The following is a 26,540-nucleotide window of genomic DNA, read 5'->3' as shown; positions in this document are numbered from 1 at the left end:
AGCCTCTTAGTTAGCTTTCTGTTGGGCGCTCGCCTCTTGCTTGGCCGGCTGGCCAGCAGCTTGTGCGGGAGCGCCCGCGGGATTCCATTGGACCGGCTTGACGGCGGCACCCGGGCGGACCTTCTGCAGGCCTTCCACGATGACGCGATCACCTTCCTTCAAGCCATCGATGACCTGCCAGTTGTTGCCGCGTGCGCCGCCGGTCTTGACCGGACGGGCCTCGACCTTGCTCTCGGCATTGACCACCATCACCGAGGAGCCGCCGGCATCACGCACCACGGCTTGTTGCGGCACCAGCAGGGCCTGTTCGTCCACGGCTTGTTCGATCTTGGTCCGCACGTAGGTACCCGGCAGCAGCAGGCGCTTGGGGTTGGGGAATTCGGCACGCAGCGAAACCGAACCGGTGCTTTCATCCACGCTGATGTCGGAGAACAGCAGCTTGCCCGGCTGTTCGTAAGCCTGGCCGTTTTCCAGCACCAGGGTCACGCTGGCCTTGTTGTCGCCCACGCTCTTGAGTTGACCGGCGGCCATCGCCTGCTGCAACTTCAACAGGTCGGCGCTGGACTGGGTCACGTTGACGTAGACCGGATCGAGCTGCTGCACCAGGGCCAGCTGGGTGGCATCCCCCTGGCCGACCAGCGCACCTTCGGTCACCAGCGCGCGGCCGATGCGGCCGGAGATGGGCGAGGTCACGGTGGCATAACCCAGGTTCAGGTTGGCCGTCTGCACCGCTGCCTTGCCGGCGGCGACATCGGCTTCAGCCTGCTTCTGGGCGGCCACGGCGTTGTCATATTCCTGCTTGGAGACCGCGTTGACTTCCACCAGCGGCTTGTAGCGCTGCGCGGTCAGCGAGGTTTGCGTCAGGTTGGCCTGGGCGCGCGCCAGCGTGGCTTGGGCGCTTTCCAGGCTGGCCTTGTACTGGGCCGGATCGATCTTGAAGAGCACCTGGCCCTCCTTGACCTCGCTGCCTTCCTTGAAGACGCGCTTTTGCACGATGCCTGCCACCCGTGCACGCACCTGCGCCACGCGGAAGGCTTCCACGCGGCCCGGCAGTTCATTGGTGATGGCCACGCGCTGCGGGGCAATGGTCACCACCGACACCTCGGCCGGCGGCATCTGGCCGCCTTGCGCGGCGGGTTTCTGTCCGCAGGCAACCAGCGCGGCGGCAACGGCGACGGTCATGGTGAGGCGCGTGAAACGACTGACTGAGCTCATAGATATCTCGCACGAAAGTAAAGTTGAAGCCGCCAGGGGCGGCGATGAAACGAATTCGGTAGAACCGGTCACGACGATGATGCTGTGCCTGTCATCCGGTGATGGAGGGGATGGATGAGCCGGGCTACAGATTGTTGCAATGCAAGAAAGTCCCCACCCCTTCATGCCAGGGTGATGAATTTTTTTGCAGATGATGAACGGCAGGGACTTGAAGCGGATGCTATTATACATACATCCATGAATGTATGTATTTCTTCCAAACATCACATTAATTTAACAAACTTGTTCGAAACGGCGTAGCAAAATATGAGCGATTCCTTGCATTTTGATTCGAAAGCTACTCTGATGCCGTTTCCGCTGGTCTGAATCCGAGCTCTTCCATGCCTTCGGGCGATAGGCCGAGCTGCTGGGAAGACGAATTTGACGCCCTGATATTGTGCACGAAACTCACTTACTTCTTCATGACGATGATTGCGCACATGAAGCCTTTGACGAAACTCTGCCGGTTGCGGGTGATGTGCATCCGCAACACGGCCGCCCAGTGGCGCGCCTGAGGGGCTGCGCCATGGCCATTTGCCCGGGAGTCTGTTGACATGGCCCGTTCGACCAAGGAAGAAGCGCTGGAAACGCGTGCCCGCATCCTCGATGCGGCCGAGCAGGTGTTCCATGAGCGCGGCGTCTCGCAGACCTCGCTGGCTGACGTGGCCAAGGCCGCTGAAGTCACGCGCGGGGCCATTTACTGGCACTTCAAGAACAAGAGCGATCTGTTCGACGCCATGTGCGAGCGCGTGCGCCTGCCCATGGAAGCGGTGCTGGAAGAAAACGCCAGCCCGCAGGTGGAAGATCCGCTGGGCCAGTTCCTGCGCAGCGGCATCTATGTGTTGACCATGGCGGCGACCGATGAGCGCTGCCGGCGCGTGTTCGACATCATCTTCAACAAATGCGAATTCGCCGACGCGCAGGACCCCATCCTGATTCGCCAGCGCGAATGCCACGTCGATGGATTGTTGCGGCTGGAGCAGATCCTGCTCAATGCGGTGGCACGCGGCCAGCTTCCGGCCACGCTCGATATCCGCCTGGCCTGCCTGGCGGCGCATGCCACCTTCAGCGGTCTGCTCACTGACTGGTTCTTTTCCCCCGACAGTTTCGACTTGGTCAAGGATGGCGAGCGCATCCTGGCGGCCTCGCTCTACGCGCTCAAGACCGCGCCGTCGCTGCAGAAGACGCAGCCGGACTAATAAGCCTCGAAACCCGGGTGGTTTTCAGGCGATATGAAGGATCAGGATAAAACGGAAGGGAATTCAGGCAGGCCGGAGAACCCAGCCCCCGCCTGACCGGCCTGCGCCATGTACATGACGCCCGCCGGCCAGAATGCGATATGAATCAATAAACCAAAAGACCAGGCTCAATAGGTCGGCATCGAAGGATCCACCTGGGCGGCCCAGGCATGAACGCCCCCGCTCAGGTTGATGACCTTGGTAAAGCCCTGGCGCTCCAGGAAGGCGGCCACCTGCATGCTGCGGCCGCCGTGATGGCAGATGCAGACCACCGGCTGTTCCTCGTCCAGCTCCGCGAAGCGGCCGGGAATGGTGTTCATCGGCACCAGCTGCGAGCCGGCGATGTGGCAGGTCTGGTGTTCCCAGGGTTCACGCACATCCAGCAGCAGGGGCGTGGGGCGGTCCGGATCGTTGATCCAGGCCGCCAGTTCCGGGGCAGAGATGTGCTCCATGATGCTTGTCCTGTCTCGGCCCTGAGGCTCAGAACGTGAAGTGGGACGGCGTGATCGCTGCGTGCAGCGGCTTGGCCAGGGTTTCCACGATGTTGACGGTTTCGAAGGCGTGTTCCGAGGTGCGGGTGATCAGTTGCAGTTCCATCACCGGGGCCGAACCGACGATGGCCAGCAGGCGGCCGCCGATCTTGAGTTGCTTGCCGAAGGATTCCGGCAGCAGCGGCAGCGAGCCCGAGATGACGATGACGTCGTATTCGCCAACCTTGCCATCGGCACCGGTCCAGCCTTGCGCGCCATTGCCCAGTTGCACGTCGACGTTGGCCACGCCGTAGTCCGACAGGTTCTGTTCGGCCAGGGCCTTCAGTTCCGGCGAGATTTCCACGGTCGTTACGTGGCGCGCCTTGTGCGCCAGCAGGGCTGCCATGTAGCCCGAACCTGCGCCGATTTCCAGCACGTATTCGTGCTTCTTCACATTGGCTTCCTGCAGGATGCGCGCTTCGATCTTCGGAGCCAGCATGTTTTCACCACCCGGCAGCGGGATCTCGGTGTCGAAGAAGGCCAGGCTGCGATAGGCGGCCGGGACGAATTCTTCACGCTTGACGACCATCAGCAGGTCCAGCACGTCTTGCGCCAGCACGTTCCAGGGGCGGATTTGCTGCTCGATCATGTTGAAGCGGGCTTGTTCGATATTCATGGCGGTGGCTCGATCTAATCTAATAGCGACGGAAAGGCAGCATTTTAGCAAACACCGCCCGGCTAATCAGCCCATCTATGCGCCGAAAAGGCCGCTGGAGGCGCTTCTGTTGCGGGTTTTCCTCAATGCAATGCGAGCGCGACGGGCTGGCGTCAGGCTTTGAGCCCGTTCAGGCAAAGGTCGATCATGCTCTCCAGGTAGGCCAGCGGATCGATGGGTGTGGCTGCGCAGGGTGCGAGTGATTGCTCCCACAGCATCAGCATGATGAGGGGAGCGACGATGACTTTCTTCATGGCGTCGGCGTTGATGCGGCGGAATTCCCCGCGTGCCATGCCGCGTTCGAGCACGCGCACTATCGTCGCATCTCCGCGCGCGGTCACTTCATCATGGTAAAAGCGTGCAAGTTCAGGGAAATTGCCGGATTCGGCCACCATCAGCTTGGCAATGCCGACCACGCCGGAATGCGAGGCGGACTGCCACCAGTGCAGGATGAGATCACGCAGCAGTTCGGCGCTGCTGCCGGCGTGGCCTTCGATGCGGGCTTCGGCCTGGTCCAGCAGGGGCAGCACATTGGCGCGTACCACCGACTTGAACAGGCTTTCCTTGCCATCGAAGTAGAGATAAAGGGTGCCCTTGGAGACACCCGCGCGGGTGGCCACGTCTTCCAGTCGGGTCGCGGCGTAGCCGCGTTCGACGAACAATTCCAAGGCCGCCGCCAGCAATTCCTGGGGGCGGTCCTGCTTGCGTCGTTCCCAACGCGGTTCTTTGGCCGATGCAGACATGAGAAACAAGATTACCGGGAGGGGGCACTGTAAGTGGCAAGCCGCGCCGCCGTCAAGCGGCCAGATCAAGCCGCCGGCACTGCGCGCCGCCCGATGCACTACAATGCAGTCCCTCCGCGCCAACCGCCATCAGGAAAGTCCATGAACTGCCGAGACGCATGCGGCGCTTGCTGCATTGCCCCTTCCATCACCAGCCCGATCCCCGGCATGCCCGATGGCAAGCCGGCCGGCGTGCCGTGCGTACAACTGGGCGAGGACATGCGCTGCAAGATCTTCGGCCAGCCCGAACGTCCGGATTTCTGTGCCGGCTTGCAGCCTTCCGTGGAGATGTGTGGAGAGCACCGCGGTCAGGCCATCGCCTGGCTCAGTGAACTGGAGACGCTGACAGCGCCGGGCAGCCAAGCTGGCCGGCGAGGGGAGAGCATCTGAAGCTGGGAAGCCTGTCTAGAAGGCTTCCTCGCGCCGCCGTCGGGCTTCTTCGCGGATATCCTCGATGAGCCGGCGGGTATCCACCTTTTCCTTGAGGTGTGCGGCATGGGCTTCACGGCTGATGGGAGCGATGGTGGTCAGCTCCTTCAGATCGGCAGTACTTTCTTCGTGTCGATGATGCACCGCTGCTCCTGAGTCGATAAGGGGAGGGAGGAACTCTGCCTTTGTACCACGGATCGGGCGCATCTGGCGAGTTTGGCATCAAATGACAGCGGATGCCAGCCCGATACGCCCCGTTTCGGTGCTTACGGGAAAATCTCCGCCAGCCGCTCGCTGGGACGCACCAGCATCGTGCCTTTCGGCGCCACCACGATCGGGCGGTTGATCAGGACGGGGTGTTCCAGCATCGCATCGATCAGTTGGGCGTCGGTCACGCCATCCGCATCCAGCCCCAGTTCCTTGAACAGCGCTTCCTTGCTGCGCACCACCTCGCGCACCGGCACGCCCATGGCCTTGATGAGGCCTTCGAGCGTGGCGCGGTCGGGCGGATTCTTCAGATATTCAATGATGGTCGGCTCGACGCCGCCGTCGCGCAGCCCTTGCAGGACATTGCGTGAGGTACCGCACTTGGGGTTGTGATAGATCGTGATGCCGGTGTTCTTGCTCATATCGTCAGCCGAGGAAGGGAATAAAAAGCCATGTTAGCGCGGATTCCTGACAGCAAAATGTAAGTTTTGTCACCCTGCTAAGGTAAAATCCGATTTTGTTGCAGCGCACCGAGTGCACTTTTTGCAGCCGGGTGTGGTCGAAACGCCGCTTTATGGCGACGCCAGCCATCCCGGACGGACCTTCGCTGCCACTTTTGCAGGGTTTGCCCCTGGCCGGGACGGAAAAAAGGCCATTTGCTTCATGTTGTAGCGGCTTATTGTGTTCCGATGGCCGGATTGCCGGGCTTTCGGGCCTGAAAGCAGCCATTTCCTTCATTTCGTTCATTTCCCGTCAACCCCACATCAACAGCCACCCACAGCACCCGTATGGATACTCTCCTCGCGCTCAAGGCGCTCATCATGGGCATCGTCGAAGGCCTGACCGAATTCCTGCCCATTTCCTCCACCGGCCACCTGATTTTGGCCAACAGCCTGCTGCAATTCACCGGCCCCGATTTTTCCAAGGAGAAGGCCGACGTTTTCGAGATCGTCATCCAGGCCGGTGCCATCCTCGCGGTGTGCTGGGAGTATCGGGTCCGCATCGCCACCGTGCTGACCGGCATGTTCACCGACCGCAAGGCCCAGCGCCTGGTGATCAACCTGATTGTGGCCTTCCTGCCGGCGGCCATCCTCGGCTTCCTGTTCAGCCGCCGCATCAAGGAAGTGCTGTTCAACCCGGTCTCGGTGGCCATCGCCTTCATCGTCGGCGGCCTCATCATCCTGTGGGTGGAACGCCGCAACAAGGACCGCATGAGCATGGCCTCGGCGCGCGTCGAAACGGTGGATGACATGACCCCGCTGGATGCCCTGAAAGTCGGCATCGCCCAGGCCTTCGCGCTGATCCCCGGCACCAGCCGCTCGGGCGCCACCATCATCGGCGGCATGATGTTCGGCCTGTCGCGCAAGGCGGCAACCGAATTCTCGTTCTTCCTGGCCATCCCGACCCTGTTCGCTGCCACCATCTATTCGCTCTACAAGGAGCGCGCCCTGCTGTCGGCCGCCGACGTCCCGCTGTTCACCGTGGGCACCGTGGCTGCCTTCGTCTCGGCCTTCCTGTGCGTGCGCTGGCTGCTGCGCTACATCAGCTCACACGATTTCACCATCTTCGCCTGGTATCGCATCGTCTTCGGCATCATCGTCCTGGTGACCGCTTATACCGGCGCTGTCGCCTGGGTGGAGTGATCCCCCGGTGCCTGACGCCCGTGCACGGCTTGCGCGGGCGTCAGGCGCCTGTCAGCCAGCGCCCTGGCGGGCGCGGTACACTGCAGCACCCGTGGCCGGCCTCGCTGCCGGCGGCGGTCTACAACTTCCTTTTCGCCAACTCCCTTCAGAGCACACCCCATGGCCAACGTCTGCAGCGCCGGGCTTGATATCGGCTTTGCCTCCCTCGGTTACGCGCAGATCGGTTTCCTCGGCATCGTCCAGGGCATCACCGAACTGCTCCCCATTTCTTCGACCGCCCACATGCGCGTGGTACCGGCCTTCCTCGGCTGGCATGATCCCGGCTCGGCCTTCTCCGCGGCCATGCAGCTGGCGGCCCTGGCCGCCGTCATCAGTTATTTCCGGCGCGACGTGAGCGCCGTCACCGGCGGCAGCCTGGCGGCCTGGCGACGCCGCGATTTCAACGATCCCATGTTCAAGCTGGCCGTGGCCATCATCCTGGCCACCATCCCCATCGGCATTGCCGGGCTGGCCTTGTCGCATGTCCTGAACGCCTGCGGCTCGCCGCTGCGCAGCCTGACCGTGATCGGCTGGTCCTGCATCGTCATGGCGGTGCTGCTGGCGATCTCGGAAATGGTCTGCCGCCATCGCCGCAGCGTCGACCAGATGCGCCTGCGCGATGCGCTCATCGTCGGCCTGGCGCAGGTCGGTGCGCTGATCCCGGGCGTCTCGCGTTCCGGCTCCACGCTCACGGCGGCGCTGTTCCTGAACTTCCGCCGCGAGGAAGCGGCGCGCTTTTCCTTCCTGCTGGGCTTGCCTGCCATCGCCCTGGCCGGACTGAAGGAACTGGCGGTCTTGCTGCACGCCCATATCCCGCTGGAAGCCTGGGGCGTGCTGCTGTTCGGGCTGGCCGTGGCGAGCGTGTCGGCCTTCGCTGCCATCTGGGGGTTGATGAAATTCCTGGAGCGTTTCTCGACATGGCCCTTCATCGTCTATCGAGCTGCGCTGGGTGTTTTCCTGCTGCTGGCGGTGTCGCGAGGCTGGCTGCAATAAAATAGCGCCTTCGCTACGCAGCAGCTTCAGGTTTTTTCATGGTCGATTTCGATTCCCTGCCTCCCGGTGCCACCCAGCAAGAACGTGCTTTGCACGTGCTGGAAACGGTATTCGGCTACTCGTCCTTCCGCGGTCACCAGAGCGAGATCGTCCAGCACGTCGCCGGGGGCGGGGATGCCCTTGTCCTCATGCCCACCGGCGGCGGCAAGTCGCTCTGCTACCAGGTGCCGGCGCTGCTGCGCGAGGGCACCGGCGTGGTGGTTTCGCCGCTGATCGCGCTGATGCAGGACCAGGTCGATGCACTGGCCGAAGTCGGCGTGCGGGCCGCCTTCCTCAATTCCACCCAGAGTTTCGACGAAGCGCTGCAGATCGAGCGCCGCCTGCGCCAGGGCGACCTGGACCTGCTCTACGTCGCCCCCGAGCGCCTGATGACGCCGCGCTGCCTGGACCTGCTGGAGTCCGCCCGCATCTCGCTCTTCGCCATCGATGAGGCGCATTGCGTCTCGCAATGGGGCCACGATTTCCGTCCGGAATACATCAAGCTCTCGATCCTGCACGAGCGCTTCCCGCAGGTCCCGCGCATTGCGCTGACGGCCACCGCCGACCAGCAGACCCGCGAAGAAATCATCCACCGCCTGCAACTGGAAGATGCGCGCCAGTTCGTCTCGTCCTTTGATCGTCCCAACATCCGTTACCAGATCGTGGAAAAGGCCAATGGCCGCAAGCAGTTGCTGGACTTCATCAAGAACGAACACCCGGAAGACGCCGGCATCGTCTACTGCCTCTCGCGCAAGAAGGTCGAAGAGACCGCCGAGTTCCTGCGTGGCGAAGGCCTCAATGCGCTGGCCTATCACGCCGGCATGGACTACGCGCTGCGCACCAAAAACCAGGCGCGCTTCCTGCGCGAAGACAAGATCGTGATGGTCGCCACCATCGCCTTCGGCATGGGCATCGACAAGCCCGACGTGCGCTTCGTCTGCCACCTCGATTTGCCCAAGAGCGTGGAAGGCTACTACCAGGAAACTGGCCGCGCCGGCCGTGACGGCCTGCCAGCCGACGCCTGGATGGCCTACGGCCTGCAGGACGTGGTGCAGCAGCGCCGCATGATCGACGAATCCGAAGCCGACGAAACCTTCAAACGCGTGCTCGGCACCAAGCTCGATGCCATGCTCTCCCTGTGCGAGACGCTGCACTGCCGGCGCGTGCACCTGCTGGATTACTTCGGCGAGAAGTCCAGCCCCTGCGGCAATTGCGATACCTGCCTCACGCCCCCGCTCTCCTTCGATGCCACGGTTGAGGTTCAGAAGCTGCTCTCCACCGTCTATCGCGTCGAACAGCGCTTTGCCCCCGGCCACGTGATCGAGGTCTTGCGCGGCATCGATGGCGAGCGCGTCAAGCAATGGCGCCATGATCAACTTTCCGTGTTTGGCGTGGGCAGCGATCGCGGCGAGGCGGAATGGCGCGCCATCCTGCGCCAGGTGATCGCGCTGGGGTTGCTGACGGTGGATGCCGAGAACTACAGCGCCCTCAAGCTCACCGAGGCCGCGCGTCCGGTGCTGCGCGGAGAACAGCAGGTGCAGCTGCGCCGCTATCGCAAGCCGGAAAAAGCCAAGCGCAGCTCGCAGCGCTCCAGCTTCGTCGAGACCGATCTCAGCAGCGAAGAGCAGGCACTTTTCGAGAAGCTGCGCTGGTGGCGGATGGAAACCGCGCGCACACACAACGTGCCGGCCTACGTCATCTTCCACGATGCCACCATGCGCGAGATCGCCAAGGCCCGGCCGCAATCGCTGGACGACCTGCGCCACGTCACTGGTGTGGGCGAGAAGAAGCTGGAAACCTATGGTGCCCAGATCATCGACCTGATTGCCGGCATGGAGTCGGCCGACGCCTGAGAGGGCGACGGCGGATTCTCCCTGATTTTAGTCAAATCCCTTCATTGCCTGCGTCACCTGCGCCAGCGCGATAAAGCGCCGGGCGGGCGTTTGCGGCCGACGTTGCTGCCGTAACGCAACTTTCCTTCATACGGTACTTTTACCGGCCTCTTCCCTGATTTGCTGGCCCCGCTTGGCGATATCATCAACGGCGGGGAATCGGGTTCAACACCAACGAAGGTGAGCCGGGGGGCGATATGAAACTCAATGATCTGAAGATAGGCGTGCGCCTGGGCATGCTGTCGGCACTGCTGCTGGCGGCCATCGCCTTTGTCGGCATACGTGGCGTGATGGTGGTCGGGGAAATCTACGGCCAGGGGGCGCAGGGCATGGAGACGGGAGCCCTCATCGAGCAATCGGTCGATGCCGCCCGCAGTGCGCAGGTGCAATTCAAGATCCAGGTGCAGGAGTGGAAGAACACCTTGCTGCGCGGCAAGGATCCCGCTGCCTTCAACAAATACCGCCAGGCCTTCATCGATGAAAGCGCCGCCACCCAGAAGCAGCTCAAGACCCTGGAAGCGCTGATGCCGCGTATCGGCATGGATGCCGAGCCTGCGCGCAAGGCCCAGCAGGCCCATGCCGAGCTGCTCAATCGTTATCTGGAAGCGCTCAAGCTCTATGCCTCCGACGATCCTGCCTCGGTGGCGCGGGTGGATGAACAGGTCAAGGGTGTGGATCGCGTGCCGACCAAGATGATCGATGACATCGTCGTCGCCGTGCTGGACCACAGCCGCAAGACGCGTGACGCCATCAATGCCGACAGCCTCTTCGACTACCAGCAGGCGCGCTTGCTGCTGCTGGTCTCGATCGGCCTGTCGCTGCTGGTGGGCCTGGCCATCACCTGGACGCTGGTGCGCAGCATCGTGCGCCCGCTGGGCGAAGCGGTGCAGATTGCGCAGACGGTAGCGGCCGGCGATCTGCGCTCACAGGTTGTCATTCACGGCAAGGATGAGACGGCGCAACTGTTGCGCTCGTTGAAAGAGATGAACGACAACCTGGCCGGCATCGTTTCTGAGGTGCGCAGCGGCACCGGTGCGATTACCGTGGCGGCGACCGAGATCGCCAGCGGTAACAGGGACTTGTCCGAGCGCACCGAAGAGCAGGCCGGTTCGCTCGAAGAGACGGCCGCCTCGATGGAAGAGATCACCTCCACCGTGCAGAAGAACGCCGAGAACACGCACCAGTCGCATCAACTGGCCGATGAGGCATCGGGCGTGGCACGCAAGGGCGGCGACATGGTCGGTGCGGTGGTGCAGACCATGCAGGCCATCGAGGAGAGTTCGCATCGCATCGTCGAGATCATCAGCGTCATCGACGGCATTGCCTTCCAGACCAACATCCTTGCGCTCAATGCCGCAGTGGAAGCCGCGCGCGCCGGCGAGCAGGGGCGCGGGTTTGCGGTGGTGGCTTCGGAGGTGCGCAGCCTGGCCCAGCGCAGCGCCACGGCCGCGCGCGAGATCAAGGAGCTGATCGACGATTCGGTCGGCAAGATCAATGCTGGCTCGGCCCTGGTCAGTGGTGCAGGCGGCACCATGGAAGACATCATCACGGCCATCCAGAAAGTGGCGGCGATCATGGATGACATCAACGTCGCCAACCGCGAGCAGAGCGCGGGCATCGATGAAGTCAACAAGGCGGTGGTGCAGATGGACAGCGTCACGCAGCAGAATGCGGCACTGGTGGAAGAAGCTGCTGCGGCGGCGGAGAGCCTGCAGTTCCAGGCGGAATCGCTGTCACGCGCGGTGGCGGTCTTCAAGCTTCAGTGAGGCCGTCGCAGAAATGACAATGGCATGCCTTGGAGCATGCCATCGGAGCGATCTTTAAGTGATCACCGTGGGTGATCGCTTTCATTCATCACCTGTCGCATGCACGATTGCGCGTTGAATCATGCATGCAGCGCGCGTATTCAGGCGCGCTTTTCAAACACCAGATCCCACACGCCGTGACCGAGGCGCAGGCCACGGTTTTCGAACTTGGTGGTATCGCGGTAATCCGGACGCGGCACGTAGCCGGAGGGATCGGTGGCGGTGTTCTTCAGGGTGGGTTCAGCCGACAGCACTTCCAGCATCTGGATGGCGTATTCCTCCCAGTCGGTGGCGCAGTGGAGATAGCCGCCGGGGGCCAGGCGCGAGCTGATCAGTTGCACCAGGGGCGACTGGATCAGGCGGCGCTTGTTGTGGCGCGCCTTGTGCCAGGGATCGGGGAAGAACACGTGCACGCCGGCCAGGGAATCGGGGGCGATCATGTTGGTGAGTACTTCGACGGCATCGTGCTGGATGATGCGCACATTGTCCAGGTTGCCTTCGCCGATCAGCTTGAGGTAGCTGCCGACGCCGGGGGTATGGACTTCGACGCCGATGAAGTTTTTCTCGGGCATGAGGGCCGAGATCTTGGCGCTGGTTTCGCCCATGCCGAAGCCGATTTCGAGGATGGTCGGAGCCTGGCGACCGAAGGTGACAGCCAGGTCCAGCGGGGCCTTGTCGTAGGGGACCAGGAAGCGCGGACCCAGTTCTTCCAGCGCGCGTCCTTGCGCGACCGACACGCGCCCGGCGCGGGTGACGAAACTGCGGATGCGGCGCTCGCTGGGATCATAGAACAGCGGCTTGCCGGATTTGTTTTCAGACATGGATGACTCGAAGCAATTGAGGCGCGGCCCGCAAAGTCGCACCGGTCAGGGACGGGCGAACAGGGCCGCAGGGAAGCGATCTGGAGCGGGTGAAGGGGATCGAACCCTCGTCTTAAGCTTGGGAAGCTTCTGCTCTACCATTGAGCTACACCCGCGAGGCGAGCAATTTTACGCGGTTTCGGGGTGTTTTGTGAACTTGAAGATTGCTCGGTGGTATCGATTCTGTAGTAGCTGGTTACTTCGAGCGGTTATCGCAAACCGACTACGATGCGTTTCTTCTTGAGGCAGCCTCAATGAGCAAGACAGCCAAATACTATCGCGTTGTGGAATGGCGGAAGTATTTTGGAGCGAGCTTTCTCAGATATAGCGAGGCTGCCACAATAACGAGGACGTTTTGACCAAGGAATGCAATTCATTGGCTCTACATGCATCTTCTACAGCTCGTTTGTCTTCTCCTTGCAGGTTGGGGCCTAATATTATTTCTTCTATCAAAATATGTGGCTCAAATGGTACGCTGATACCGGATTCTGGCACCGCTACGCCAGCTTCTTCGGCGTAGCGAAGCGAAATCGCGATACGCAATTCATGTTCACTTTCAAAAGCTTTGTGTTTATAGAAGAAACGTTCAAGCATACCTACGTTAAGTCTTACTTTAGTTAAGTCAACGTATCTGACGTGACCCCATACAGGAGTCTCCTCCGCAAATCTAGGTTCGAGATGAAAAGGCCTCAGCGCATTCTTCAATTTTGATGCAGTAGTTCGTATCGCAACTCCTTTTCTTTCCGAGGCGTAGAGCTTCCACATCGCTTCGCTCTCATCTTCTCCCTTATTCCAACAACTAATTTTAGTTAATCGTCGAAGTTCTTCGAAAGCTCTCTCAGTACCGTCGATTCGTTCAAATCGAGGGTCAACAGGATGCGGATAAACTATTGACGTTGCGCCTTCAAACGGATCGTCAAACTGACGTGCCTAGATAAAAGCAAGCTATCAATGTGGCGCTTCAGCTCATTTCTTCTGGTGACGGGCTGCGCTCTAATCTCTCCAATAACTGTAAAATTGAAAGATTTTAGTTAGTGTTATTTTGATTCGATAGGAAGGACTCATCTATCGGAAGTTAAATTTTCCTCCGTATTTTTCTGTATTGCCAATGATAGATTTTATTTCGTTACGTCTCACGTTGACCAAGATCTCCGAGCATATTACCGTATCGGAAGATGACGTCGCTTATTATTCAGAGTTGGTCGGTGCCAATGATAAGTCGTTGAAAATGTGTATGTATTGCACGGGGTCGTTTTTCAAGATGTCCAGGGCTGCAATGCAACTATCAGCGCTGCTATTTCGGCAGCCTCAGAAGATTGACTGGTTTGATAAAGGCGATATTGGTAGTCCTCTTTTCTTGCCGCAGGCTAAAGAAGAGGCCAAAGCAATGTTGATCAACTGGGCTTTACGAGAACGGAAACTTAAACAAGAGCTGAACTTCCACTGTCTATCGAGATACTCAAGATGGAGTGAAGTAAAGTCCGAATTGTCGACCTTGGCCTATAGCGCTCGTCTACCTAGGATGTGGGAGATTGGCTTTGATCGTACCCAAATTATCCCGCTTCTTGTTGAACATAAGATGATTCCTGCGCCCGTCATTGAATTAGTGCCGCCTTCAGTTAAAAAGGGAAAACACTATTTCAGAGGCGAACTAAGTGAAATTTTGGAAGAGGCCATCGAAAGGGCAGAGCGTCCGGAAGATGAAGAGGCTATCTGGATAGAAATGGTCAAATTTGCGCACAGTGTTCCCCCATATTTCCCCATCACTGGGTATTGCGCAAAAAAAGGGATTCTCTACGTGATTGTCAATAAAGATGGTACGTCAGAAAATGAGACAAGTTCAATGACGAAATCTCAGTTCATGAAGAGGATCAGAAGAAGAATAAAATCCGATTAAGTTCGTAGAATTTGCTCAAATTTTTAATGTGCCGATAGTGATAGAAAGATGTCCGAAGATTTTGTCTCGCTATATAAAGTAATTGAATTGGTCGCAATTCGCGTGCCTGTCTCCACCGAGGAGGTAGACCCATTCGCCGATGAGCCTGTCACTAACAGTGCGGTTGCGAAAATACTCGCACGTTCCCCCGTACTCAGTTGCTTCAAGAGTGCACGAGCGTCGATTGCTTTACTCCATCTATTCTTTGGTAAAGAAAACAGTATCAGCTGGCTCGAGCTCACGGAAGCGGGTTTTGCAGTCTTGTCGGATGTCGCCCCGGGGGAAGGTCAAGAGATTCTCTTAAACTATTCTCGAGGCGAGAAGCAATTTAAGGCTTGGGTAAAGGCTGGGCGGGAACAAGCTGACTCGTCCGAAGTATCTTTAGCGCTTCCACAGTTGCCTCGTTCCATGTTTATTGGTTTTTCGAAAAAACAGGTCATCGAGCTGCTAGATGATGCAAAAATCGATCACAATCTCGTGAAAGATGAGAATGCGTCTACCGTAAATGTTTCTTTGATCTCTGATTCCGCTAGTGACAATTCAGCTCACGCTACTTCGGTAGTTGCAGCAAAGACCAAACAACGACGATTCAATGGTCCTATGCGGGAGCCGTTAACCTTGGCATTCAAAATGGCCAGTGATCCTTCATCCTGGCGCTCAGTATGGGCGGCCCTCGTGGTTCTTGCTAAGTCGGATCCAAAACCTTACCCGATCACTGGTTACAGCGACACGGAGGGCGTGAAGTACAAGTTAAAGGGCGTCGATCGTTCTTTCACTCAAGACGATGTGGCGTCTCGAGTGCGAACTCGTACGATTAAAACTGACACTTCTAAGGAAAAGGTTAGTGTTCTAACCCCTGAGCAATAGAGCGCGACTGAGTTGGCAACAATCTCAGCGGAAGCCTCAAATTTGAAATGGTGTAAACTCGTTTATCGCAAGTCTTCGAGCAATAATCCTCCCCCACGTGCTGGTCGAAGCATCGGCGCCCACCTTGATGAACACCTTGTGGAGAAGGAAATAATCAGGCGATTCCTGTTGGATCTTTCAGCAGCGATATTCTCATCCAGGCGAACTCAAGCGTTACGCACTGCTGGCGAAAATGGGCTCATGAACAGATGCAGCTTCGAGCCGCGGTTTCGGGGAGTATGTTGCCTTGAGGTAATTTCTGGTGAGGTTAAGACTCTGATGTATTTTCGTTGAGCAATTCCCAATAGGGGGGCGTTTAGCACTTGGTGCTCCGGCCGCTATGATGGGCTCAATTCTGTGAGAATTTAAACATAAAGCCGTCGAGTGCCGTTTCGGCATATCGGCGGCTTTATGCCATTTAGCCGATATGGCTTCGATTATCCTCCATGTGCATCAGATAATTTTTATTTGGAAATTATCTGATGCCAATACTGAAATGGACGCGGCCATAACTTGTCCAAATTTAGCCAAATCGGCCGTAACGCCATTAGGGCGCGACAAAAAAATAAGCTCCGATTCAGCGATTGGGATGTCTTCTTATAGATGAAGAGAAGGGCAGCCCCAGTCGTGAACCTTAATTTATGGAGCTTAGCATGAATATCATTGTCCCTTCCGAGCAGGTGCCTCGTCTGCTTACCACTAAAGAATTGGCCCGCGTGATGTCGGTCCGGTCTCAATCGATTCACAAGCGGTACTGCCTCACGGGCAGCTATCACGGTGTTCGCCCGTTGAAGATGCTCAACCGCCGCCTCATGTGGCCTTCGGATTCGTTTGAACAACTGATCAAGGGGATGAAATAATGTACCAACTTGCCCCTATGAATTCTCAGCCTGCATATCCGCTGCATGCTTTCCCCGGTTTGCTGGGGCAGTTGATGCAGGCCCAACTGCGTTGCGGCATGATTGCCGAACTCGCTGGGCCGATTGGCGTAGCCCTCTCCACGTTGGCCACCCAGGATCTGGCCAACGTCCAATTTGGCGCTCAGACGCAGCAGCCAGTGGGAGGTAGTGTCGTCGTGCTCGCCCCGAGCGGAACCGGTAAATCGATGATGCTGCACCCTGGTCTGCGGCCCTTTGTGGATTTCGATAACGATCAAGCCCGTTTGGCAGAGGAGCGTGCGCCGTTGGAGCGCGCTCGGGAAAAGGCTTGGGAAGCTGAATGCCGCGCTGTGCAAGACGCCATTGCCAAACACCTTGAGGAGCCGGCAAAGCTAACTGAGTTGAAGGAGCGTTTGCAGGCTCTCTATCAACAGAAGCCGGAAGCCACGAGTCAGGCGACCGTATTGTGTCAAGACATGACTACCCAGGCGATTGTCCACGATCTGTCGCAATGGCACGCGATGGGCCTTGTGACCGATGAGGCCGCTCTTTTGCTTAACGAGCGTCCCGCCAAAAACTTTCCGCTTTACGTGCGCCTAAATGACGGCACGCCTTATACGGTGAGCCGTGTCACAACCGGTCGCAAGCGCCTGGAAGCGCCCCGTTTTTGCTCCCTCCTGATGTTGCAACCGGAGCTTTTCTTCGAGCATCGCCTGAAGTACGGGAAGATTGCGCGGGGTAGCGGTTGGGATGCGCGCAATCTGTTCTCTGTGGTGTCTCCTTCCGCTCAGTCGTTCTATTTCCAGACGCCGGAATACTACACAGCGCATGAAAAGTATGCCGCACGTGTTACGCAATTACTGAACGAAAGTATTCGTCCTGACAGGAAGGGGGCTGCAGATCGCCGGATCGTCAAGCTGACGCCCGAAGCCGCAGCGTATTTGCAGCAGCTCAACGAAATGGTAAAGCAGGCACGGTCCCACGGTGGACCGTGGGCCAGCATATCTGACTATGCCGCACGTCACGCTGAGCGTACGGCAAGGGTCGCCGCTGCTTGGCACGTCTTCGAAGGCACTGAAGGTGATCTGTCACAGGAATATATCGAGCGCGCTAATGCCGTGTGCAGCTGGCACCTCGGCGTGTACTTCCAGTACCTGGGTGTTTCCGTGGAGAAGTCCCTTGTGATGGCGGATGCGCAGGCGCTGGAGTCGATCTTGCAGGATTGTGTGCGAGACAACGGTAACCCCTACTTCAAGCTGAGCAAGTTACGCAATGAATCACCCAACGCGGGTTTGACTAAACCGCGCTTCGATAAGGCGTTGGAGCAGCTCTGCTACCAACGCAAGGCACAGATCATCGAAAATCGTAACACGCTGATCGTTCAGCTTATGTCAGTCGCACATCCATTCTTCGCTCAAATTCCGACGCATCCGGCTCAGCGTTTCTGAGCTAAAAATCGGCGCGTTTCAGTATATTCCTCATTAACCACTTTCCCGCAGCCCGCCGGGGTGTTCAATCTGCACGTCCCGGTGGCAACGCGAGGAAGGTGGGTGGGGTCTTTTTGCTTATTAATAGGATAAATAGATTAACTATTAAACGGCAATAAGGGGGCCTGCATGGATACCGCAATGCCTTACAAGGTACAACTACTATGAAAAAAGATACTGCTACACCTAGTAGTGGTGAAGAGCCACTACGCTTTTTCCTTAATCTGAGTCGTACATTGAACTCAGTACGGGATGAGTGCGGAACGCCTATCACGGGCGGTCATGACTTAGAGAACATCTCCTCATTGCTACGGTTCATGAGACAGGTCTTGTACAGCCTTGCACAACCCTACGAGCTGCGTCGGCGAAACGACCGTGAGATCGTGCATGGAACACCATGGGCCAAAGACTTCCAGAGATTGGACATATTTGCTCATCTCTATGCGGACGATCTGCACTTTTCGCCCTTATTGAACTTGTTTTTCCAAGTCTATCGTCGCCATCCTATTCGCCTGTGGGTTGCTGATGGGCGCATTCGAGGGGGCGAGGACGCTACCTTGCCAGCGCGTATGCGGATGTGTAATCACTTCGTTACCTGCATGCGTAAGCGTGCGATAAGGCTGAAGCTCAAAGCCAAGATTTCGGACTGGCAGCGCAACATCAAGAAAAATCAGGAACGGCTGTTCCGCTACATTCCGGCTTTGTACGAAGAGTCGAGCCGTTTGGTTTTCGTTCGTCTGGATCTGTTGTATCGCAAGAATCTGAAGCCTAGGACCGAGATCGACAAGATCCTGGATGAGCGTCCCTTTACCGTGGGCGTACAACAGGACCGTTACTTCAACCTTTTCCCGTCGCGGCAGAGCAATGAGGTAGGACAGGGGCAGCGCGTGGCCTTGCAACGCAATCAGCCAGTACAGCTAGGTCTTTTGGGGGATGCCTCCTCTTCGCAGATGGTTTCGCGTCCGAGTATTAACGAAGTGTTGAGCGATCGCGAACGCTTGATGACCAACCTGCGTAGCAAGCCGTCGTTGTTTAGCAAGTTGGCAGGTTATGTTATCCGTATCGAGTTCACTCGAGACGCCGGGTACCACCTGCATGCGGCATTTATATTCAAGGAGGCCAAGCATCACGCCTACTTGGGAACGCAAATTGGGAAGTACTGGGAAGAGGTGATCACGCGTGGTCGGGGCTACCATTTCAACTGCAATCGCGAGGACTACAAGTATTTTGCCGTGGGGCCGATTGACGCTCATGAAAGTGAAAAGCGAGAAAAGTTGATGGAGGTGCTGTGCTATCTGGCCAAGAGAGATCAGTACGTGCACGTGAAGCCTTCCAAAGGGGCCAAGATGTTTACGACTGGACAGTTTCCAAAGAAGCGCCTGAAGAAGCTAGGCCGGCCCAGAATTAATAGGCTAAAACCTGCTGAGAAAGTGAACAAAGACGCTCAGATCGCGACATCAGACATAGTTCTTGGCCAGCAGGGGCGTGGCTTTGCGAGGAGTGGTGCTAACTGGGGCACTGCTGGCTTGGAAAAAATTACGGGGTGGGGAAAATGATAAGAGGAGCAGCAAATGGGCGCTACTTGGGCGAGGCTTCGTTGTGTGGGTCACACACTATCGGACTCATTTTAGGGATCCTTTCCACGGCATTGGGCCTAGCACTTGCAACCTATGTTGGCTGGTACCGAGCAGGATCGCCAGTGGAAAAATTTTTCTGGATGGCGCTCGGAACGGTGACGGTGCTCGGTACGCATCTGTTACCCGTGCGGTTCGGGGTGCCAGGTAAAGCGCGGGTGGCGGTCATAGTGATCTGGGCTGGGTGTTTGGGGCTGGCTTTGTACAGTCATGTCACGTTCTATTTATTGAGCCAGGAGCACGCTGGCCAAAAACGCGCGGCAGCCGTCCATATTGACCAGAGGGACCAAAGCAGTACCGGTACTCCACCTCGAACTTTGCTGGCGATAATTAAGGAACGTGAGAAGGTCTCAGTCGAATTGGCCAACAATCAGGCGCATGCTTGCAGCGGCTCATGTCCATGGCGGGATGTCAGGGCGACGGCTCTGCGTGCAAGGCTGGAGACCTTGACTACTGAGGAAACAGCCGTAAAGCGCTGGCAACAAGGCCGTGATCGTGCAACCGAGCGTTTCCAACAGCAACAGGATGCGGCGCGTCAAGATCTGGTGGCGGCTAAGTTATCCGAAGTGCTGGACATTTCGGTCGATGACATCAATGTCGCCCACGCCTTGTTGTTCGCGGTCGTCTTAGAAGGGCTAGCTTGCTTGGGCTGGCTGTTCGTTTTCTCCACGGGCAGGCCTCCGCCGGTCGACCAAGGGCTTGCTAAGGTGAGCACAGGTATCCTTGGGGACAGATCAGAGGTAGTCCCCGCAGGCAGAATCGAGGTGACTGACTCAGACGGACAGCAGAAGGCGTCCGAAACGGTATCCAATTCAGAGCCAGGCGGCGATTGGACTATGCAGATACCCGGCAGAGATACACCACGCAAAGTCAAGGAGGCGTGGCTCGAAGTACAGGTGCGAGCTGGCAAGCATAAGCCGACTGTTGTGAAGGTTCGTGAATTTTTGGGGTGCGGGCAGCTTGATGCTCGGGATTTTACCCGTCATCTGAAGGAAGTCATGGCAGAGGCTTCGCCCGAGTCGGTCACGCGACATCGGAGACAGCGATCATGACCATCTGATACGTCGGCCATGACCAGTGGAAGGGTCGCCTCACTGTAGGCAGGCGACCTTTTAGATAGAGGTCTGGCAACGGAATCCCCGTTGCCAGGTTACCAGGGCATTCTTCGGTCATGACTGCGCGTGACTTTGCAATGTTGTTGCACTTTCTCCGCGGATTGACAGAAATGCTTTACGTGACAGCGTGACCAAAGTCGAGATCCTACCTGGTGGTCGACGATTGCAACATTTGACTAAGGTAAGGATTGTCGCGTCGTGATAACAGCTTGAGAGGCGCCAGCATACGTTCCGTCAACATAACAGCAAACGTTGCCGCTAGGTGCTAGGATCCTCTGGTAGAGAGGGGCGAGATATGATCGACGAGAGCGACAACGAAGTGGTAGTGGGCCAAGTGATATATGTATTTGCTTCCGTTGGCCTTGCCAGGGAATTTAAGGCGTGCTTAAACACTGGCTCGATTGGAACATGTATGGAAAATTGGCCGCCGGTGGCAATCTACCCGCCGGCTATTCTCGGCGCGAAGCCTATGTAATGTCAGAAATGGACAAAAAAATAAGCAGAGGGCTTCGTTGTGGCGATGTGCCAGGCGCTTTTCATTGCTCTTCAAAAGTGAATATTAAGAGCTCTGGGGCACGAATTGCTGGAGCCGTGAAAGAGCTGTGGCCCACCTGGTCCGGTTGCCGGGTATGAACGATCGACCGCTCCCGAGGGGCTAGTGTATCCGACTGGCCTAAATAGAACAGTTGGAATACCAGATCCATACGGTGATCGATATGCACCTCGACAGAGATAGGGTGCAATTCGTGCAAACCAGTGAGTAGATGGACAGCGCCCTAGTTGCTATGCATTGGCACGCAGGCGAAGTCTGTTTCTCTTCGTCGCCTGCTGGGTCAAAAGCGGGGAAATTCAACGCCCAGTTCGGGCGAGCCCTGGACGGGGCTGCTCGCAAAGGACGCTTATCAAATGCCTGTGCCACCTAGCGACCTTTAGGGCAGGACGAAAAGAACTCACCAGTCTCGTGGTAATACTTCGAGATATATCGCTTAGTGGCGCCTTGCCCTGCAAGAAGTATTCCTGCGGGGCATTTCAGTTCAATGAGGGTGTTTCCCCGACTTGCACCAGGATTCCCACTCGGCGAGCTGATCATGGGAGACGATGGCATCGGCACCTTGGTCCTGACGGAACGCATTGATCCAGTCGTTCACACATTGATTCGGATCACCGGTGGGTGGCGCGGACGTGACCTCCTTGCCAAATTTGTAGTTCTTTTCTGAAATTAGCGTACCGTTAGCATCCCATCCTTTGACTATGCCGTGCACGACGAGACCATGTTCGTTGTCGTAGTGATAGGGAACTTGTCCGGTCATCTTTCCCGTACCTGGATCAAATGACTCATCCAGTTGCTGCACTCCGTTGCTGAAAGTAGTGCGACGAATCACTTTCCCGTCTGGATCATAACTGGTCATCTCTCCATCGTACTTGCCACCCATGATGTTGGCTTCACGCAGACGTTTGCCGGTCTTCTGGTCAAATATCTCTTCAGGTCCAAACAAGGTGCCGTGTTGCCACTGTGCCGTATGGACCAGTATGTCGCTGTCAACGCTATAACTACGCTGGGTACCATCCGGTTGTCCATCCTCCATGTTGACTTCCGTTCTGAAACGTTCTCCGCGTTGACTTTGTCCGACCAGTTTCAATTGGTAGGCAAGGTGATTGTTCTTGAAGGCCGCTTCGATCTCTGCATTTTCCTCTCCTGGACGTTTGCAGACGACAGTCCCATCCAGAACACCATCGGAGACGTGGATATCACAGAGACGGCCAAAATATGAGGTGTAGCCGCCGGTGACTTGGTTGAGTGTGCTGAGTACCTTACCAAAACCGGCATGCGATCCCATGAACTTCTCAGCAGGGACGTTGGTTACCAGGCCACTGAATGGTGAATTGGACGAGCCTGAATAGATCTTGCCATTGGAGATCTGGGCGTTACGGAAGTCCAACGTGCTTGGCTGGCACCCAGCCAAGCTAAGCAGGAGAGGCAAAAGAAATAGGGGAAGGTGTTTTGTAAGCATGATGGAATCACAAAAAAGATGGTTGAAGAACTGGCCTATGCAATGAGATAGGTCCGCGATGCCTACGAATTTCTGAAATCATTTCGTCGTCGGGTCCATGCGTACAGACGGCGGTTCAAGCTATCCCGCCCCATGTAAAGTTCCCGTTTGAGCTTTTGGAGTAGGGTGCGCTTCGTTTTCTTCCGACCAATGGTTGTGCCGAGGATGTCGTGGCGATGAACGAGAACAGCAGGCGTCACCGATAGCGTTCTCACGTGATGCTCCCAATTGCGGTTGAGTAGATCGTCGACCGCATAGACAATCTTCCGTGCATGGGCGACCAAGATGCGAGCCGCATCGCGATGAATGACATACCCTTGGGTGCCAAAAGGCTGCTTGCGATGATCTTTGACTACGTTTCCGTTGGACAATGTGGCGACCTCCCATGAGTCTTCTCCGCCGATATCACACAAGCGCATGATTCCGAACGAGAAAGTCGCATGAGCAATTGCATCCAACGTAGGTAGGAAGTCGTCGGTCAGTTCAACATCATTTTCCAGAACACACCACATTTCGTCGTTGGACTGAATCAGCTGCTCCCAGATCTGGTAATGACTGTCATAGCAGCCGACCTCGGAGAGATTCATATGATGGCCATGGACCTTCCAGCGGGTGATTGCGTCATATGAAGATGGATATTCCGTGAAGCGCTCTGCGTCAAAGAACCGAAATTTCCTTTTTAGTTTGGAAAACTGCTTGGCAATGTATTGGCGTCGAACTTTGCTCTCGACGAGCGAAACGACAATGATGGAAATTTCACGGGAATTCATTTTTCTTTTATGGAAATAGGCGAAGGCGTTCCAAATACCGACGGATGAGCGAAGCTGCCATTCGCGATATCTGGAACTGACCTTGATCGTCGATATGAGGGCTATCGAATTGGCGAACCAATTCAGGCTGCGTAGAGACAAGACGCTTAGCCCGACAAAGCACCACAGAGCGCGGATGCGGGGCGGCAAAATCCTGCCCCTTTCCGCACCCGAAAGTCAGATCGGTAGCGCTGGCTAAGGAGGTGGTCTTCCCGTCAGCGCCAAAGTTGAACCAGTACGATCAACGCAAAGAGGATGAGCAGCGTGAATTTGAAGCTCTTCGGGAAAGCTTGGACTTTTCCGTCCTTTAAGAGGTAGACGTCGCCCGAGAAGGCGATGATCAAGGCGATCGGCATGAACACCAGGACGGCAAGAACTAGTGCCCAGCGGCGACGATACCAAGGTACCTGGTCATAGCTGGTGTACCCCAGCACCTCGGCGGGAGCGCCGCAATTGGGACAAGCCGTTGCGCATGCGTGTACTTGATGCTGGCAATGCGGGCAGTTGAGAAAGCGGGACATATTTTTCCTTTTTGTTTGAGTGATTGGTTTTAAGAGCCGATGAAAACGAGAAGGGAAACGGCCGACAGGACAACAGCCGTGCTGGCCATCCCTTTGCCGGATCTGTTTTGTTGGAGGTTGATGGCGCCGGCGGCTAACCCGAGGCTCGCGAGAGCACCCGCGCCGATGATTTGGTCGTGATCGAGAAAGTCGACCTGGAGGGCACAGAGAGTGGACAGGATTGCCAAGACAAGACTGATGATTGCGAGCCAAGGAGAGCCTTGAACTCCCGCAGCCAAGCCGGCTTGTGGTGCTCCGCAGTGAGGGCAATGCAGGGCGGCGGCATGAATTTCGTTGCCGCAGTCGCGGCAGAAGACCATGGGCATATAGTTATTCCGTCAACTGTTGATGTGTTTTTAGGCCGCTGGAAACGCAGGCAGGGCTGGGCTGGTGCCGTACGACGCACAGTTACGGTGGTAATTATTGATGAATATACTCAACATGTAAACGTTGAATAAAGGCCGTCGTTAATCAGTCATCGGTTTGGCATCATGCGCGGCATGGTCAATCGACAAACAACGACAAGTACGGAGCCGCCTAGTGATGGTAGGAATGCGGTCTGCGTTGAACTTGGCAGTGCGCTCAAAAAATTCCGAATCGCAGCGGAAAAGTCCCAAGAGACATTGGCATTTGAATCGCTCGTAGACCGAACCTACATTTCAAGTGTGGAGCGAGGTGTCGCAAATCCATCTGTTCTGACGTTGGCGAACATTTGCTATTGTTTGAACATCACCTTGGCTGATTTATTTGAGTCGATACATGTATCGCTGGCGCCGGACGAAGAGAACAGGCGGCGATCGAATCGAGCTCAACCTCGATTGACGCCAAAGAAGTCGAGATTGCGTTAGTTCGACGAGGTGTGCTTTGTCCGGGCGGAAACTTTTTCGCGCAACTGATGACTGAAGGGACTCGCTGATTGAGGACCTACTTTCATTTCCGCAGTCGGCAGAAAGAACTCGTCCACAACAGCCGGCAATTCTTCCACCGACTCCTCAAATACTCCATTTTCAAGTCCTGTCTTCGCCGCGTGATCCAACGCTTGCTGATCAAATCCTCCTTTCATGCGGCGATCATGTGTTTCTTGCGCTTGGCGGATGGCGTCTTCCAATGTGGTTCCCTCCCGAATCGTTAAATCCACGTAGTAGATGGGCGTGCGATGTGACTGCACCGTGCTTTTTCCTCTCAGCCTGAGCTCCAGGGGAAGGGCGGCCAGCAGTCCTCCAGAAACCGCGGCGTAGTAGTGCAACCTGGCCGTTAGTGTCCGAATACTGTTGTAGCCAGTCGTCCGGAAGATGAAAGTCCCCAGCTCGTCAGCCTGGTCGATCTGCACGTTGAGACGCCCGTATGGCTTGCACTGACCTTGCGCGAATTCGCAGGTATCGGGGCCAGGGCAGGGTAGATCAACCATCCCGTCTTGGGTCAGACGGCGGCATGTGGCGCCGTTACCATTGCACAGCGGCCTGCTGGCATGTCGGTCAAAGAAGCAGTAAGATGCGCGCAGGTTTAAATCAGGCTCACTGAACATGACCGTGACTGGTATGGCGCGCAGCTTATTGCCGGGGGATGCTCCTCGATAGACGGCGTCGAGTGGATGCGGTGCCCAGCCGTCTTGCAGTTGTATCTGGCTGATGATTGTAAATTGGTCATCCTTCTCCGGCAGCTTCCGTCCGTTCTTCTCTACCACCTTGCCAATTGAAATCCGCCCCAGAATAGGCGGGGTAATGCATAGACCTTTGATCATGGGATGCTCCAAAAAAGTAAAGCCAGGCATCCGAAGATGCCTGGCGATCAGGGGAAAACCAGGAAGCGGCGGTTGCCGGCTTTGGGAGAGAGATAGCTTTTGACCAAAGTTGGATGGTCGGCTTCCAGTCGGCTGGTATCGAGCTGAGTACTGTCTTTGCTGCGCTTCCAAGAGACGGATCCCGTCTCGAAGAGCGCCCGACTGGCGCTTCCCATCATTTGCTGGATGGTTTGCTTCAGTTGCTGCTCGATTTTGTCTCGGGTGGCGATTTCTTCTCGAATGGCCTGCAGATCTGCAAAGACGGCCGACATGGCGCGGTTGTCCCGGAAGTCGGCTACATCGCAATAGTCATGCGCGTACAACGACCGTAAAGCCCGATCCGCCGACTCTGAGCCGTCGGCAGGCGGTTGCATATCCCGTTCTACGTAATACCAGAACTCACGTTCGAGCTTGATCAATCCTTCGATTAGCTCCTCATCGCGCTCAATCCGGTGAATCTGGATTTCCTGACCGCAGATCAGTACACATATATCAGCCGCGTCCTTACCGGTCACAGCCAACTGGTGCTGGACTTGGCATTGCACGTATTCAGGGACCCCCTCACGCCAGATCCGGGCGCCAAACTCGCCGGCGGTCTTGCATTCCAGGATCTGGACACCAGGTGCTCCCAGAATCTCGCGATCAATGTTGGCGAGCATCCAGGATTTGTCGGGATCGGGATGCTGAAGCACTGCATTGAGCTTGCGTACCTTGTTGCCGGTCTCATGCATATAGTGAGCCGCCACAATGGGTTCTAAGAGACTTCCCCAATAGGTTGCACTGGTACGATCTCCCGGATCGGCTTGAGGGAGCAGGTGGGCGCGGCCTGTCTTGATCATCCACAGCTCCAGCATGGATTGATGGGGATTCAATCCGATCGCGGCAGCCGCATCCGAACTTCCGATGCCCTTACGCCGGACCGATAGCCATTCTTCTCGAGACAGGTCACGGGTCTTGACTAACCGTAAGGCAGCACGACCGGGACGCCTGGTCGGTTGCGCATTTAGTACAGGCATAG

At 56.9% G+C, this 26,540-nt stretch carries 28 protein-coding genes and 1 tRNA gene; 13 read left to right on the top strand and 16 right to left on the bottom strand.

Annotated features, from left to right (window positions below; translation table 11 throughout):
* Positions 1-6: 6 nt before the first annotated feature.
* Positions 7-1,215: an efflux RND transporter periplasmic adaptor subunit gene (locus ACWHXP_RS17810; protein ID WP_489635396.1), complete on the bottom strand. Its 1,209-nt coding sequence runs from the start codon at positions 1,213-1,215 to the stop codon at positions 7-9.
* A gap of 593 nt (positions 1,216-1,808) precedes the next feature.
* On the opposite strand from ACWHXP_RS17810, the gene ACWHXP_RS17805 reads away from it, so the two are divergent.
* Complete coding sequence (locus ACWHXP_RS17805; RefSeq protein WP_204726132.1) at positions 1,809-2,453, top strand: TetR family transcriptional regulator; 645 nt, start codon at positions 1,809-1,811, stop codon at positions 2,451-2,453.
* Between the two features lie 167 nt (positions 2,454-2,620).
* Here ACWHXP_RS17805 and ACWHXP_RS17800 read toward each other — a convergent pair whose 3' ends face one another.
* From ACWHXP_RS17800 to ACWHXP_RS17790, 3 genes are all read right to left on the bottom strand, one after another.
* Positions 2,621-2,944: a rhodanese-like domain-containing protein gene (locus tag ACWHXP_RS17800; RefSeq protein WP_034338809.1), complete on the bottom strand. Its 324-nt coding sequence runs from the start codon at positions 2,942-2,944 to the stop codon at positions 2,621-2,623.
* Positions 2,945-2,972: 28 nt separating this feature from the next.
* Entirely contained in the window at positions 2,973-3,638 is a 666-nt protein-coding gene (locus ACWHXP_RS17795) for a protein-L-isoaspartate O-methyltransferase family protein (RefSeq protein WP_489635397.1), read from the bottom strand.
* Between the two features lie 152 nt (positions 3,639-3,790).
* Positions 3,791-4,420, bottom strand: a complete 630-nt coding sequence (locus ACWHXP_RS17790; protein ID WP_039789386.1) for a TetR/AcrR family transcriptional regulator — start codon at positions 4,418-4,420, stop codon at positions 3,791-3,793.
* 141 nt (positions 4,421-4,561) lie between these two features.
* Here ACWHXP_RS17790 and ACWHXP_RS17785 point away from each other — a divergent pair, with 141 nt between their 5' ends.
* Positions 4,562-4,849 carry a YkgJ family cysteine cluster protein gene (locus ACWHXP_RS17785; RefSeq protein WP_199725089.1) on the top strand — a complete coding sequence of 96 codons (288 nt, stop codon included), beginning with the start codon at positions 4,562-4,564 and terminating at the stop codon, positions 4,847-4,849.
* A gap of 15 nt (positions 4,850-4,864) precedes the next feature.
* Here ACWHXP_RS17785 and ACWHXP_RS17780 read toward each other — a convergent pair whose 3' ends face one another.
* The 3 genes from ACWHXP_RS17780 to ACWHXP_RS17770 all read right to left on the bottom strand — a co-directional run bounded on the left by ACWHXP_RS17780 (position 4,865) and on the right by ACWHXP_RS17770 (position 5,842).
* On the bottom strand, positions 4,865-5,032 hold the full coding sequence (locus ACWHXP_RS17780) for a hypothetical protein (protein ID WP_008325257.1): 168 nt from the start codon (positions 5,030-5,032) through the stop codon (positions 4,865-4,867).
* Between the two features lie 122 nt (positions 5,033-5,154).
* The gene (gene arsC / locus ACWHXP_RS17775) at positions 5,155-5,517 is read right to left on the bottom strand and encodes an arsenate reductase (glutaredoxin) (RefSeq protein ID WP_121042806.1); all 363 of its coding nucleotides are present in this window, start codon (positions 5,515-5,517) and stop codon (positions 5,155-5,157) included.
* A 4-nt stretch (positions 5,518-5,521) separates the two neighbouring features.
* Entirely contained in the window at positions 5,522-5,842 is a 321-nt protein-coding gene (locus ACWHXP_RS17770) for a hypothetical protein (RefSeq protein ID WP_489635398.1), read from the bottom strand.
* Positions 5,843-5,883: 41 nt separating this feature from the next.
* Between ACWHXP_RS17770 and ACWHXP_RS17765 the strand changes: the two genes are divergently transcribed.
* The 4 genes from ACWHXP_RS17765 (at position 5,884) to ACWHXP_RS17750 (ending at position 11,467) form a co-directional block, all read left to right on the top strand.
* On the top strand, positions 5,884-6,738 hold the full coding sequence (locus ACWHXP_RS17765; RefSeq protein WP_039789391.1) for an undecaprenyl-diphosphate phosphatase: 855 nt from the start codon (positions 5,884-5,886) through the stop codon (positions 6,736-6,738).
* A 159-nt stretch (positions 6,739-6,897) separates the two neighbouring features.
* Positions 6,898-7,770: an undecaprenyl-diphosphate phosphatase gene (locus ACWHXP_RS17760; protein ID WP_489635399.1), complete on the top strand. Its 873-nt coding sequence runs from the start codon at positions 6,898-6,900 to the stop codon at positions 7,768-7,770.
* A 38-nt stretch (positions 7,771-7,808) separates the two neighbouring features.
* On the top strand, positions 7,809-9,662 hold the full coding sequence (recQ, locus tag ACWHXP_RS17755; protein WP_489635400.1) for a DNA helicase RecQ: 1,854 nt from the start codon (positions 7,809-7,811) through the stop codon (positions 9,660-9,662).
* Positions 9,663-9,898: 236 nt separating this feature from the next.
* Positions 9,899-11,467: a methyl-accepting chemotaxis protein gene (locus ACWHXP_RS17750; protein ID WP_489635401.1), complete on the top strand. Its 1,569-nt coding sequence runs from the start codon at positions 9,899-9,901 to the stop codon at positions 11,465-11,467.
* Between the two features lie 140 nt (positions 11,468-11,607).
* Here ACWHXP_RS17750 and trmB read toward each other — a convergent pair whose 3' ends face one another.
* The 3 genes from trmB to ACWHXP_RS17735 all read right to left on the bottom strand — a co-directional run bounded on the left by trmB (position 11,608) and on the right by ACWHXP_RS17735 (position 13,131).
* Complete coding sequence (trmB, locus tag ACWHXP_RS17745; RefSeq protein ID WP_310837052.1) at positions 11,608-12,327, bottom strand: tRNA (guanosine(46)-N7)-methyltransferase TrmB; 720 nt, start codon at positions 12,325-12,327, stop codon at positions 11,608-11,610.
* 81 nt (positions 12,328-12,408) lie between these two features.
* A tRNA-Gly gene (locus ACWHXP_RS17740) sits at positions 12,409-12,482 on the bottom strand.
* Positions 12,483-12,684: 202 nt separating this feature from the next.
* Complete coding sequence (locus tag ACWHXP_RS17735; RefSeq protein WP_489635402.1) at positions 12,685-13,131, bottom strand: DUF2971 domain-containing protein; 447 nt, start codon at positions 13,129-13,131, stop codon at positions 12,685-12,687.
* A 373-nt stretch (positions 13,132-13,504) separates the two neighbouring features.
* Between ACWHXP_RS17735 and ACWHXP_RS17730 the strand changes: the two genes are divergently transcribed.
* From ACWHXP_RS17730 to ACWHXP_RS17705, 6 genes are all read left to right on the top strand, one after another.
* Entirely contained in the window at positions 13,505-14,263 is a 759-nt protein-coding gene (locus tag ACWHXP_RS17730; RefSeq protein ID WP_489635403.1) for a hypothetical protein, read from the top strand.
* Between the two features lie 48 nt (positions 14,264-14,311).
* On the top strand, positions 14,312-15,169 hold the full coding sequence (locus ACWHXP_RS17725; RefSeq protein WP_489635404.1) for a hypothetical protein: 858 nt from the start codon (positions 14,312-14,314) through the stop codon (positions 15,167-15,169).
* 692 nt (positions 15,170-15,861) lie between these two features.
* Positions 15,862-16,068: a DNA-binding protein gene (locus tag ACWHXP_RS17720; protein ID WP_489635405.1), complete on the top strand. Its 207-nt coding sequence runs from the start codon at positions 15,862-15,864 to the stop codon at positions 16,066-16,068.
* Entirely contained in the window at positions 16,068-17,534 is a 1,467-nt protein-coding gene (locus ACWHXP_RS17715) for a DUF3987 domain-containing protein (RefSeq protein WP_489635406.1), read from the top strand. Before ACWHXP_RS17720 ends, ACWHXP_RS17715 begins: the two co-directional genes overlap by 1 nt.
* Before the next feature lie 368 nt (positions 17,535-17,902).
* A complete protein-coding gene (locus ACWHXP_RS17710) occupies positions 17,903-19,129 on the top strand; it encodes a hypothetical protein (protein WP_489635407.1) in 1,227 nt (408 codons plus the stop codon).
* Positions 19,130-19,272: 143 nt separating this feature from the next.
* Entirely contained in the window at positions 19,273-20,259 is a 987-nt protein-coding gene (locus ACWHXP_RS17705) for a hypothetical protein (RefSeq protein WP_489635408.1), read from the top strand.
* Between the two features lie 1,097 nt (positions 20,260-21,356).
* Here the strand turns inward: ACWHXP_RS17705 and ACWHXP_RS17700 are convergent.
* The 4 genes from ACWHXP_RS17700 to ACWHXP_RS17685 form a co-directional block, all read right to left on the bottom strand.
* Positions 21,357-22,262, bottom strand: coding sequence for a toxin-antitoxin system YwqK family antitoxin (locus ACWHXP_RS17700; protein WP_489635409.1), 906 nt, complete (start codon positions 22,260-22,262; stop codon positions 21,357-21,359).
* Positions 22,263-22,396: 134 nt separating this feature from the next.
* Entirely contained in the window at positions 22,397-23,284 is an 888-nt protein-coding gene (locus tag ACWHXP_RS17695; protein ID WP_489635410.1) for a glycosyltransferase family 25 protein, read from the bottom strand.
* A 113-nt stretch (positions 23,285-23,397) separates the two neighbouring features.
* Positions 23,398-23,703, bottom strand: a complete 306-nt coding sequence (locus ACWHXP_RS17690) for a hypothetical protein (RefSeq protein WP_489635411.1) — start codon at positions 23,701-23,703, stop codon at positions 23,398-23,400.
* A 29-nt stretch (positions 23,704-23,732) separates the two neighbouring features.
* Positions 23,733-24,068 (bottom strand): hypothetical protein, encoded by a 336-nt coding sequence (locus tag ACWHXP_RS17685; protein WP_489635412.1) that lies wholly within the window; start codon positions 24,066-24,068, stop codon positions 23,733-23,735.
* A 174-nt stretch (positions 24,069-24,242) separates the two neighbouring features.
* Between ACWHXP_RS17685 and ACWHXP_RS17680 the strand changes: the two genes are divergently transcribed.
* Positions 24,243-24,590, top strand: a complete 348-nt coding sequence (locus ACWHXP_RS17680; protein WP_489635846.1) for a helix-turn-helix transcriptional regulator — start codon at positions 24,243-24,245, stop codon at positions 24,588-24,590.
* Here the strand turns inward: ACWHXP_RS17680 and ACWHXP_RS17675 are convergent.
* Positions 24,587-25,483 carry a recombination directionality factor gene (locus ACWHXP_RS17675; protein ID WP_489635413.1) on the bottom strand — a complete coding sequence of 299 codons (897 nt, stop codon included), beginning with the start codon at positions 25,481-25,483 and terminating at the stop codon, positions 24,587-24,589. The genes ACWHXP_RS17680 and ACWHXP_RS17675 overlap by 4 nt on opposite strands.
* A 47-nt stretch (positions 25,484-25,530) precedes the next feature.
* A complete protein-coding gene (locus ACWHXP_RS17670) occupies positions 25,531-26,538 on the bottom strand; it encodes a YqaJ viral recombinase family nuclease (RefSeq protein WP_489635414.1) in 1,008 nt (335 codons plus the stop codon).
* Between the last annotated feature and the right edge of the window lie 2 nt (positions 26,539-26,540).

Source organism: Herbaspirillum sp. Her2 (assembly GCF_057961375.1).
Note: the sequence above shows the minus strand (reverse complement) of the source record. Positions and strands in the feature narration are given on the sequence as shown.